The organism is Bradyrhizobium sp. CAR08 (genome assembly GCF_052871955.1).
In genome coordinates this window covers 1-11,078 of sequence record NZ_JBIXJX010000047.1, presented here as the reverse complement: position 1 = coordinate 11,078, position 11,078 = coordinate 1, and the positions used below count along the sequence as shown (strand labels likewise).

The following is an 11,078-nucleotide window of genomic DNA, read 5'->3' as shown; positions in this document are numbered from 1 at the left end:
GGTGACGCCTAGCTGCCTTGATCATCAGAAGAATGATCTGCCACCACGTACACCGTAGCCAATAAGAGCTTCGCAGCGGCTTCGCCGCTTACATCTGATGGTGATGTTAGTTCGGCTGAAGTGTGATTGACCGCCTAGATTTGGCCTTGGTACTTCGGCCTCAGTGGCCAAACGTTCCAGTTAGAACACCACCACGAGCGCAGCGGGCCATTTGGTGGTGGGGTTGGATCGTTCGCTCCATTGCCAACAGAGCCTGGTGCAGTGCGGCGTGCCTCCCGTATTTTTCCCAGGGTCGCTCAGCGGGCTGAGCTAGCTGCCAGCTTGGACCCAGATATGGATGAGTGTCATCGCAGCTTCCAAGTGCAGCCAGGTTCTTGTCTGACTGCCGCCGTCCAGCTCTCGATACTTTAGTTGCACTAGGAGGATAGTGCTCGAACCGATTGAACCTTGCGTGCGAATCAAGCGATGCTAGAGGTCTCATTTACCTCCGCAGATTGTGATTCGAGCAATGCTAAATCAAATTCTCTACGGCCCGCCAGGTACAGGCAAGACATTTGCCGTCATTGAGCTAGCCCTCGACATCTTGGATCCTGTGTATCTAGAAGCAAATCGCTCCAATCGTACCGCTTTGAAGAAACGATTTGATGAATTGTCGTCGGACGGGGAGGTTCGCTTCGTTACCTTCCATCAAAGCTTCAGCTACGAGGATTTCGTGGAGGGCCTTCGGGCGGACCATGATGCTGACGGGCAACTTAGGTATGCTGTCGAAGACGGGATATTCAAGATCCTTTGCGAAACCGCCGCTGCCAAGGTCACTCGGCAAGCAGCCGCACCTGTATCCATCGAAGGCCGCCGCATTTGGAAAATGTCACTGGGCAACACTCAGGGGAGCGATGCTTATATTTACGACGAGTGCATTGAAAACAACTACATTCTTCTTGGGTATGGTGGCGACACAGACTTCGGCGGCTGCAAAAGCCGAGAAGAAGTTTTCGAACGATCACGGAAGGCAGGAAGCTCGGACGAGGAGGATTCTTACGCCATTACGGCCGTGACCAACTTTTTGCTCAAGATGAAGAAGGGCGACCTAGTAGTCGTTTCGGACGGAAATACAAAATTCAGAGCCATCGCCGAGGTAACTGGCGACTACCGCCAAATAGCAAGAGAGCCTCAAGGAGATGGCGATGACAAATACGGTCAATGCCGGAATGTAAAGTGGTTGCGAGTTTATTCCCCTTCGCTGCCGTATGATCAGCTCATGCGGAACCAGTTCAGCCAGATGACACTATATGAATTGAGGTCGCATTCAATCGATCGAGTAAAGCTCGCCGGCCTCCTGAGCAACGACGGCAGCCCCGCTTCCACGGGTGCGGTTGCAACCCCCACTTTCCAAGTCGGCGACACATTCGGCAGCGGGTACGAAGTGGTTTATGCGTCCAACGATGTTGTCGAACTGATCAAGCCAAACAAGAAACGTCTTCCAATAGGGATGAGCCTGATAAGAGACCTGGCTGATTGTGTGCGAGCTGGGAAACTAACCGTTGCGAACATTCGGCAAAAGGAAGTGTTTGAAAAGATGCCTGGCTCTCTTCTGGAGCCGTATCTTGTCAACGGCTATGAGAACATTCTTTCGACCCTAGTGGATCGCTATCTTGCTTCTCCGACTCGGTCATCGATCCCCAGCACATCGCCCGATAGTAGACCAAAGGTCCTGATCATTGATGAGATCAACCGGGGAAACATTTCAAAGATATTCGGAGAGCTCATTACATTAATCGAGCCGTCGAAGCGAAAGGATGCAGATGAGGCCCTGGAGGTAATTCTCCCGTATTCCAAGTCACGATTCAGCGTACCCCCCAACGTTCACATCATCGGGACAATGAATACCGCTGACAGGTCTCTGACCAGCTTAGACATCGCATTGCGAAGGCGGTTTCATTTCAGAGAGATGCTCCCACGTCCAGAGCTACTAACCGCAATCGAGCTGCAAGGGCTCAATATAGGACATATGCTCTCGGTCATGAACGAGCGGATTGAAGTGCTGTTGGACCGAGATCATCGCCTCGGCCACGCTTACTTCCTCCCCTTGCGAGAGGACAGGAGCATCGAGTTGCTGAGTACTATATTCCGGCAACAGATTATCCCTTTGCTGCAGGAGTATTTCTTTGAGGACTGGGAGCGCATTCAGATGGTCCTAAACGATCCACGGAAGGCGCCAGAGTATCGGTTCTTGCAAAAGCCAGACGTCAATATCTCAGCGCTCTTTGGGAACGACGTATCTGTCGCCGAGCGATCTAGCCGCTGGATGATCAACGAACTCGCCTTCAGTCGGATCGAAGCCTACCTTGGCATAGTCGATCATGAGCTGAAGCCCGTAGCGTTGGCGACAGAACGGGAGGCCACTCACGGGCCTTATACGATAAGGCAGCTGTCCAGCGGCACCATCGAAGTTTGGAATAACGGCCAAAAAGAAGACGTTGCAAAGAAAACCTTGCTTGAAATTGCGAGCAAATTGGGAGTTCCGATGACATGGACGACGGGTGCGATCATGAATACTCGGCACTTGGGAAAGAAGGTGATTGAGGCACTTGGGAAGACAAAGCAGTGACCTCACTCGTCACGGTTCGTGAGTATGCCCGACTTACATCTGGCACTCTGACAGATCCATCGCTCGATCGGCAGCAAGTCTCTCAGTCTGCATTCGATTGGCTCTGTAGACTAAGTTCCACGCTGAGAAAATCGGGCGCCTCGCTTGTTGAGTTAGAGGATCGGAAATGGCTACGTCTCGACAACTACGTGGGGGTGATTGAGACGCCCTGTGGGACTCGTATTGAGATCCTTCCGAAGCATCTTGAGGAGGGCGAAAGCCTCGACGCAGCGAGATCTCTCCTCATTAAAATGCTCAGCGCTACGCTCGATCTGCCTGTTAGGGAGGTTGGAGTGTCGAGTCTGCAGAAATTCGATGCTCCTCTCAATGAATGGGTTATGAGGCAATTCCTAGTCTCGCTAGATCGCCTCGTTAAGCGAGGAGTTCGGTGCGAGTATCAGTTGGTGGAGGAGGAGCAGCGTTTTCTCCGTGGTCAATTGAGCCGTGCTAGCCAGATGAGGCAGCGGTTGGACAGGCAACACTTTTTCCATATCCGACACGACGTATTCTCCGCCAACCGCTCTGAAAACCGATTGCTGAAGCTTGCAGTGGAGCAAGTGTGTCGGGCAACTCAGTCGCCTTCAAATTGGAGGCTCTCCCACGAGCTAAGGGAGTGTCTGACCGAAGTCGATGCGAGCCGGGACGTCGCTGCTGATTTCGCAAGGTGGCAAGACGACAGATTGATGGCGCATTACAAAGAGATCAAGCCCTGGTGCGAGCTAGTTCTCGGTAAAGAGATGCCAACGTCGGTGGTTGGAACGTGGGAAGGTGTTAGCCTTCTTTTTCCCATGGAAAAGCTCTTTGAGCGGTACGTAGCAAGATGTTTGGGACGAGCGCTGCGGCCCGCTGCGAGACTGCGCACGCAACCCAAGCAACATTTCCTTTGCGAACACGACGATCGCCGCCTGTTTTGTCTTCAACCCGACATCGTCATCGACTGGGGGACAGCCAGATGGGTGGTCGATACAAAGTGGAAACTAGTCGATAGCGCCAACTCGCAAGACAACTACAACCTCAAACAAGCTGATTTCTATCAGCTACTTGCCTATGGCAAAACGTACTTGCGAGAGGTTACCCAGGGTAGCCTTGCGCTGGTATATCCGCAGCGGCAGGCGTTCAAAGCAGCGCTCAAAAAGTTCATTTTGGCTGAGAAGCTCGACTTGTGGGTACTTCCGTTTGACCTGAACAGCGGTGCGTTGATCAATACGGAATTGTGTGATCTTCCCGTGACTCCCCGTTCCCAGGGATTCAGAAGAGAATAGTCTATCTTTTGATAGGCTCGTGCAAGACAGCGTTAGATTGTCGAACTCCAACGCTGAGACCTATTCGATAAGCAATCCTACAAGAGCTGAGGAAACATGCAGCCGAACTATGCCAAAAACTATGAAGTCTTAATGGCCGTTATCACTCATCTTGCTGTCAATAAGTGGCCTGCACGCCAGCCTAAGGGCATTGCGAAAGACCTCTCAATTGAGGACGTTGATTCGGTACGTACCGTGCTTAAAGCGTTCAAGGGGCTGTTTAGAGAATCACGGGGTGTTTCAAAGGACCACGGGGAGCCGCTTTATTCATTGCATCTGCGTCATGCACGGTTCGCCGTGGCGGATACGGATCAGGAGCGTCCTCCGCTCGATCCTCAAGACATGTTCTCTCTGCTTCGGCTGGTTTCGGAGAAGGCAAGCCAGCAGACGCAACACGCTGCTGCACTCAGGATTGCGGCTTTGACGTCCGGCATTTCACTGATAGTCGCTGCCGCATCGCTGTTCGTTGCCCTTCACAAGGGGTGACGGCGAGTGAACAGATGCTCTCGCTGCACGAACAGGCTATTGCTGATCGGATCTCTGACCTCCGGGTAGATCATTTCTTCATTCTTACGGCCGCCACGGCTAGTCAGCTCCGCAAAATGGGTTGAGTGGCACACCAGTGGGAAAGTCGGCGTATCGCCTGAAGAGTGGCGCTGCGATTCCACATGGTTGATCTTCAAGGCCCGGCTGCAATCACGGTGGCGAAGCGGTGCCATAAAAAGGGGAGCCGTCAGCACCCTTTGGCGCTCTCAAGAGCTACTCGCCACCAAGCCCGCTTAGCGATGGTCATTCTTATCACATCACCGTCATCACTTTCGGGCCCGGTAATTCGAACTTGTCTCGGCGAGTGTCACGAGGGAATTCCCGGAGAAAAAGGTGAGATGCGAGCAGGCGTCTTTCCCCTCGTTGCTGTAGCAGGGCATCGATGAGCTTCGTCAAGTGGCAAGCGGCTTGAACCTCCGTGACGCTGACGTGGACCGCTGAACTGCGCCGGCTAAGAGCACGCACTTTAGGCCACCAACTTATACCTCTTATTGGCCGACGTTTAGGCTGGGGGTACCCTGTAGAGCGCAGGAATCAAGAAAGCCACAGGCCAGCGGCCCATGACCCCTAAGGGGCCTGAAGCCTGAGCCTTTAGGCGAATGGCATATTGCAGACCATTGATTGCAAAAAAGCTTCTCGAACAGACTGATTCGGTGAATAAAGCGCAGAGGCAACGAGCAATTATCGAGGCCCGAGCCAACCCTGTTCCAACCCAGCGAGAGCGCATCTTGATCACAGGCGATTCCAACAAGGCTGAGTTCTTTCGCAAGGCACGTCTTAGAGCCGTTCAGTTTTCCCAGCGCTGGAAGGAGGAAGAAAGCGAACGTCGGGGAGCAGTGACGTTCTGGGACGAATTCTTTGCGGTATTCGGGCTCTATCGAAGGCAATTTGCTCAGGTAGAACATCCGCTAAGTGGCGGTCGACGGATCGATCTATTTTGGCCCAAGACTCTGCTGGTTGAGCACAAGGGCCGGGGCCTCCTGAAGGACGCCTTCCGCCAAGCGTTGGACTATGTGAACGAGCTTCCGACGAAGGACCGTCCAAAAATAATTATCACATGCGACTTCCAATCATTCCACAGATACGACCTGGTCGACAACAGCTACAAAGAGGCGTCGATTGTTACCCTAGATGAGCTAGCAGACCGAATTGAAGAATTCGGATTTATGGTCGGACAGCCCACAATACATTTTGCTCCTCTTGATGAGTTGAACTTTTCGGCGGCCGAGCGTCTTGGCCAGGTCGTCGACCTATTGCAAAAGGATCACTACAGCAAAGCCGATTTGCCTGAGTTGCTGGTTCGGCTCGTATTCTGCATGTTCGCAGATCACACAGGCATCTTTGAGAAGAACTCATTTGCGGGCTATCTTCAAACCGCATTGGACAGAAACCAAAATGTGGGCGGCGCCCTCAATTTACTTTTTCACACTCTTAATACAGATACACCAGATCGTTCAGCTTCCCTCGATGTCGAGCTCGCCACATTTCCATATGTGAACGGAAAGCTATTCGAGCGAAACCTTAGCCCTGCTCCAATAACTGAAGAGATTTGTACCACAATAATTGAAGTCTCTCGTGCCGATTGGCGTAGAGTGTCTCCAGCGATCTTTGGCGCCCTGTTCCAGTGCATTATGGATCCCGAAAAGCGGGCGAATCTCGGCGAGCATTACACGAGCGAACAGAACATTTTAAGAGTACTGCGGCCACTCTTTCTCGACGCCCTGAGGGACGAGTTGATTAGCATTCAGCATAAAGTCGGGCCTCAAAAGAGGTCCATGCTGCTGACCTTTAGACAAAAACTCAAGTCGATCAGAATTCTCGATCCAGCTTGCGGCTGCGGCAACTTCTTGGTCGTTGCGTATCGTGAGCTTCGGTTGCTTGACATCTCGGCACTAAAATCCCTGCAGACTAGCGATGACGGAACCCAACAAATTCTCGATCTAACAGCAATCGATAGCGTGAGCATCTCATCTTTGCATGGTTTCGAAATCGAGAACTTCCCATGCAAGGTTGCTGAGGTCGCATTGTGGGTGATTGACCATCTGATGAATGTCCGTGCTTCGGAAGAATTGGGGCGTTATTACATTCGTCTCCCGATCGATGTGAAGGCGGACATAAGGAATGCAGATGCTCTAACTGCGGACTGGAACGAAATCGGTATCGGCACAAATCCCTTGTACATCGTAGGGAATCCACCATTTCTTGGCGCCAGCGTTCAAAGCAAAGCGCAGAAAGCATCCCTCTCGACTGTATTTCAGGGCCTGTCTAGCGTCGGAGATTTGGATTACGTCACCGGGTGGTTCGTAAAAGCCGCTCAATTCATCAAGGGCCGTCCTTCGAGGCGTTGTGCGCTCGTCGCTACAAGCTCCATTGCGCAAGGAGAGCAAGTCACACTCTTATGGACCGCCTTGAAAAAGATATGCGACCTGCAAATCCCATTTGCATATCGGCCGTTCAAATGGAGCAATGAAGCGCCAAACCTAGCTCAGGTTTTCGTGGTGATTGTCGGCCTGCAGGATTCAAAGGTCGATGGGCCTAAGATCTTTCAAGCTGGCGACAAAGATACGTTTAAGCTTGCCAGCAACGTATCGCCCTACATCATCGACTACAAATTCCTGCTCGTCTCGAAAAGGACTAAGCCGCTCTCAAAGGTTCCTGCAATGGTGATGGGCAACAAGCCGAGTGATGAAGGACACCTCATTTTGGATTCGGCACAGCGCAACGAGCTTGTGTTGGAGTGTGAGAAGCTAGGGTTAAACCAAGAGCTGGAAAAGGTGCTGCGGCCGTACGTCGGCACCACGGAATTCCTAAGTGGCACGAATCGATGGTGTCTCTGGTTTAAGGACGTCGACCATCGCATCTTGCTTCGTAGCCCTACGATTGCCGCACGCATCGCCCGCGTGAAGGCATTTCGAGAGAAGTCGACGGCTCCGGACACAAATGCGGCCGCATCGAGACCCCACTTGTTCTTCAGGACACCTCAACCGGCTGGCAATTGTCTTATCTTTCCAGAGACTACCAGCGAAAATCGGGCCTATGTTCCAGTCGGGCGAATTGATGACAACACCATTCTAAGCAACGGGGTGTTCTTCATTCCCGAGATCGACTGGTTCATTTTTGGTGTGATTTCATCCAAGATCCATCAACTATGGGCCAGAAGCGTCGGAGGGAGACTCGAAAATCGAATTCGATATTCCTCTCGCAACGTATACAATACGTTTCCATTTCCTGATGACGCAGCTCCATCGCTTCGACAAAGAGTCGTTGACGCAGCTAAAGCGCTTGCATCAGTGCAAGATTCTGACTCAGCGACGATGGAGACAAAATATGAAACCCAGTCGATGTCACCGGACTTGAGGCGAGCGCATGAAGAGCTGGATAGGGCGGTGGAACGTTGCTTTCGATCTAAGCCGTTTGCCGACGACTCAGAACGATTAGTGTTCCTTCTAGACCAATACGACAAGATGAACACGCCTCTCGACCGAGAGCAATCGAGATCACGTAAGAAGAAGAGGGTTTATCAAGAGCAAGACGTCTTGATGTGACAACTGGCTGGCCAATAGCAAGTTTATTGGCCAGCCATGCGGCTACGCCACCTTACGTGCCGGTAGCGACCTCGGCCCCTTGCCTTCGCTCAGCTGAACGTCCAGTTCACCAGCTCTCACAGCCTTGATCAGCGCATCGATTACCCCCGGCAGCTTCTCCAGCGAACCGACAGCGATGGCGGCCTTGCCCTTCTCGAACTCGATGCGCTTCGAACCGACCTTCATTGTCATGACCACGCTGCCGCTCGGGTCCTGCTGCCACCACTTGCTCGTGCGGAGCGGTCTCTCGACGAGCACCTTCTCGCCGTCCTCCTTCTTCTCCCAGCGCTTGATGCGCCGCTGGTAGGTCGGCTCGGCGAGCAGCTTCTTTTGATCTTCCAAGCGGGACACCATGCGTTCCCTCTTGATGATCAATGGGTCAGAGCTGATCTTGGGCTGCGGGACGAACGTGAGAGACTTGAGGATTGAGGTCGACATTGCTGGCTCCTGTCTGTTGGATTTGACGTAGCGCCCACCCGACATAAAGCCTTCGACGAATCGGTCGAGCCGAAAAGGCAAAGAGTATCGATCAAGTAATCCAATTCAGCAGCAGATTACACTGCGCAAAGCCCCGGACCTCTCGCCTTCAGCCAGGGACGTGCCCCCGAACAGTGACACACATTATGTGAGTGGCGACGTTAGCCAACCCTTGTTGCTCATGGAACGGGCTGTGCTAGAAGGCCCTCCGAATAGGAGAGTTCAATGGCCAAGAAATCGAAGAAGACGGTGAGACGGGAATACACCAAGGCCGACGTAAAGGAGCTGCGGGCTCATTCAAAAGCGAGAACGCCTGTCGCTAAGATTTCTAAGCTGACGAAAAGATCGGTGGGGTCCTTGCGACAAAAGGCACTGAAGCTCGGGATCGGGCTCGGCCATCAGCGGTAGACTTTGCCGCTCATTACGTTCGGCAAGAGAGAGATTTAGCCGAAAGCTGGAGACTGCCCCTCGTCGATGGTCGGAGCCCTTTCGCTTAGTACTCGCCTCCACGGTGCGTGTGGAACTTTCTGGGCCGCTTGCGCTTTGGTTCCACGAGCGTGCATGAGTACGGGCGAACTATGTTCAGCTGGTTTAGCTCAGATCATCAAAAGATCCGAGACGATCGAAAGCACCTTGAGGCGAGGGCTCGCCGCCTGCTGCAAAGTTACCTCACGGCTAGTGAGTGGCAAAAGCACCAATACTATCAGGCAATAGCCGGGGCAGCGTCCGCATGTCAGCCCGGTATTGATGATCCGAGCGTCAGCAACGAGAAGCTTGCCGAGTTGACCGCACAGGCGGCGACGAAGGTCGTCCAAGTACGTAATCGGAAAGCAAAAGATCAGCACGATCATTCAGCTGTATTGATCACGGACGCTTACGCTACGGTTGCAATCGCATATCGACGAGCGGCTACAGCCTACACTGCTGACAAGGAAATGGAGAAGCTGGGCACCGCTGCTGTGCACCTGGTCACGATAGCGAATTCGTTCATGAATGCTGAATCGGAGCGCTCACCGACAGAAATATGACTGCCGGCAAACCGACGGTCCCTCTTCGCTCTGGCGTATACCTTGCGCAAACCCTTTCTCCTAAGCGGCCCGTAAGGCCTTGCTTGTACTGTCACGCCCAACAAGAAAAGGCGGGCGGCATGTCGGTTGCGTTTCGAATCTTTGTCCTCTTGTTCTGTGCTTACGCCGGTTGGGAAACCGCAGGTATTCAATACGGCGAATTTCGAGAGCCTCCGCAGCAAGGCCATTTTCCAATCGGATAAGTAAGAATGAACAAAACAACGCTTCAAGTTGAGCGTCCGCAACCACGCCAGGTGCGGCGTGCTGACCTGGCGCCGGCCAACGGCTATGCGATCGTGGTTGATGGGCGTTTCAAGACCGAATTCGTCGATGAGAACGCCGCCACAAAAGCGGCAGCCGAGTTGCTGGCGAAGTATTCGATGCTGAAGATCGAAGTCTATGACGCAGCATCGAAGTCACGAACGCTCGTCAGGATAGCCACTTCTGCGACGCAGCATGCGTGCTAACCATGTCCTCCATTTTAATCTACCGTTAGCTTTCTGCTAACAACCACGTCGCAAGGTCGTCGCCAAACGGAGGCGGCCTATGCCTTTGATGAAATATTTCGGGTTTGTCGGCAGTGCTCTCGCCCTATTGCTAATCGGTATCAGCTGGTGCTTCCCAGACAGGGCGATGGTCCCTGGCAACACCGACGCAGAGCGACCGGCCATCAGGATCAGCTCAGCCGAGCGGGCACCTGAACGGGTATTAATTGATACCAGCTTGCCGACCATTGTGCCTCCGTCGAACATCGGCGCTTCTACACCCCTAACATCAGTGCAATCTGCTCAGCCTCTGCCGAGCGCTTTTGCTGAACTCGACATCAACCCTAAGACGGCCTCTCCCAAATCAAGCGGGGAGGTCCCGAAGCCGAAGCTGACCGCACAACGTGAACCTGCGAAAAAGGTGTCTAACCATCGAGCAGCGAAGCCCTTGAATATTGTGCCCGCACCTCCGACAGCAGTGCAAGCTACTGCGCCTGATACGAGAATGTCGCTATTGGAAACACTGAAGGAGCGATTGGAACAGACGTTTTTCAGGCTGAACTGATGAGCGGGGCCGAACATAGGCAGGCTCGGTTTAAACCGATCGATAAATAGTCTCGGAGCGGCATCCCGCCGCACTGGAGACTACAAATGAAATTCGAGACCTCAGACACAATCAGCCAAAGAACGCAGGCCTTCGCACCAATTGCAACAAGAGAAAAGCCGAAGGGCAATGGTCATCAACCTGCTTTCAGGCCTGACCAAGACATCATACTTTGGCTCAGTAAGAATACCCCTACTTGCTTCGACGAGCTTATCGACATTCGTTATTCGCTCTATCATCGTAAGCGTCGTTGTCAGGCCACGGCTTTGAGGGCTTGAGCGCGGTAGGCCCAGGGCAGTAGCAGGTCGATGTCGCGGTTTGGATGTCCGTTGACGATCCTGGTCAGGACGTCGGTGAGGTAGGCGAG

11 protein-coding genes are annotated in these 11,078 nt (G+C 53.0%); 8 read left to right on the top strand and 3 right to left on the bottom strand.

From position 1 onward, the window contains the following. Nucleotides 1-508 precede the first annotated feature (508 nt). The 3 genes from ACIPUD_RS39270 to ACIPUD_RS39260 all read left to right on the top strand — a co-directional run bounded on the left by ACIPUD_RS39270 (nucleotide 509) and on the right by ACIPUD_RS39260 (nucleotide 4,434). Nucleotides 509-2,608 (top strand): AAA family ATPase, encoded by a 2,100-nt coding sequence (locus tag ACIPUD_RS39270; RefSeq protein WP_446482923.1) that lies wholly within the window; start codon nucleotides 509-511, stop codon nucleotides 2,606-2,608. Further along, a complete protein-coding gene (locus tag ACIPUD_RS39265; RefSeq protein WP_446482922.1) occupies nucleotides 2,605-3,909 on the top strand; it encodes an McrC family protein in 1,305 nt (434 codons plus the stop codon). Before ACIPUD_RS39270 ends, ACIPUD_RS39265 begins: the two co-directional genes overlap by 4 nt. A gap of 96 nt (nucleotides 3,910-4,005) precedes the next feature. Continuing rightward, entirely contained in the window at nucleotides 4,006-4,434 is a 429-nt protein-coding gene (locus ACIPUD_RS39260; RefSeq protein WP_446482921.1) for a hypothetical protein, read from the top strand. Here the strand turns inward: ACIPUD_RS39260 and ACIPUD_RS39255 are convergent. After that, nucleotides 4,422-4,631 (bottom strand): hypothetical protein, encoded by a 210-nt coding sequence (locus ACIPUD_RS39255; protein WP_446482920.1) that lies wholly within the window; start codon nucleotides 4,629-4,631, stop codon nucleotides 4,422-4,424. The genes ACIPUD_RS39260 and ACIPUD_RS39255 overlap by 13 nt on opposite strands. Before the next feature lie 591 nt (nucleotides 4,632-5,222). Here ACIPUD_RS39255 and ACIPUD_RS39250 point away from each other — a divergent pair. Then, complete coding sequence (locus tag ACIPUD_RS39250; protein ID WP_446482919.1) at nucleotides 5,223-8,039, top strand: DNA methyltransferase; 2,817 nt, start codon at nucleotides 5,223-5,225, stop codon at nucleotides 8,037-8,039. A gap of 42 nt (nucleotides 8,040-8,081) precedes the next feature. Here the strand turns inward: ACIPUD_RS39250 and ACIPUD_RS39245 are convergent, their stop codons facing one another. Continuing rightward, nucleotides 8,082-8,597, bottom strand: a complete 516-nt coding sequence (locus ACIPUD_RS39245; protein ID WP_446482918.1) for a DUF6641 family protein — start codon at nucleotides 8,595-8,597, stop codon at nucleotides 8,082-8,084. A 183-nt stretch (nucleotides 8,598-8,780) separates the two neighbouring features. Here ACIPUD_RS39245 and ACIPUD_RS39240 point away from each other — a divergent pair, with 183 nt between their 5' ends. From ACIPUD_RS39240 to ACIPUD_RS39225, 4 genes are all read left to right on the top strand, one after another. Further along, nucleotides 8,781-8,963, top strand: coding sequence for a hypothetical protein (locus ACIPUD_RS39240; RefSeq protein ID WP_085348283.1), 183 nt, complete (start codon nucleotides 8,781-8,783; stop codon nucleotides 8,961-8,963). Nucleotides 8,964-9,133: 170 nt separating this feature from the next. Beyond that, on the top strand, nucleotides 9,134-9,583 hold the full coding sequence (locus tag ACIPUD_RS39235) for a hypothetical protein (RefSeq protein ID WP_446482917.1): 450 nt from the start codon (nucleotides 9,134-9,136) through the stop codon (nucleotides 9,581-9,583). A 248-nt stretch (nucleotides 9,584-9,831) separates the two neighbouring features. Continuing rightward, nucleotides 9,832-10,089: a hypothetical protein gene (locus ACIPUD_RS39230; protein ID WP_446482916.1), complete on the top strand. Its 258-nt coding sequence runs from the start codon at nucleotides 9,832-9,834 to the stop codon at nucleotides 10,087-10,089. A gap of 79 nt (nucleotides 10,090-10,168) precedes the next feature. Continuing rightward, the gene (locus ACIPUD_RS39225; protein ID WP_446482915.1) at nucleotides 10,169-10,672 is read left to right on the top strand and encodes a hypothetical protein; all 504 of its coding nucleotides are present in this window, start codon (nucleotides 10,169-10,171) and stop codon (nucleotides 10,670-10,672) included. Nucleotides 10,673-10,964: 292 nt separating this feature from the next. On the opposite strand, the gene ACIPUD_RS39220 is transcribed toward ACIPUD_RS39225, so the two are convergent. Beyond that, on the bottom strand, nucleotides 10,965-11,078 hold a 114-nt coding region (locus ACIPUD_RS39220; RefSeq protein WP_143274074.1), incomplete at its 5' end, for a transposase domain-containing protein.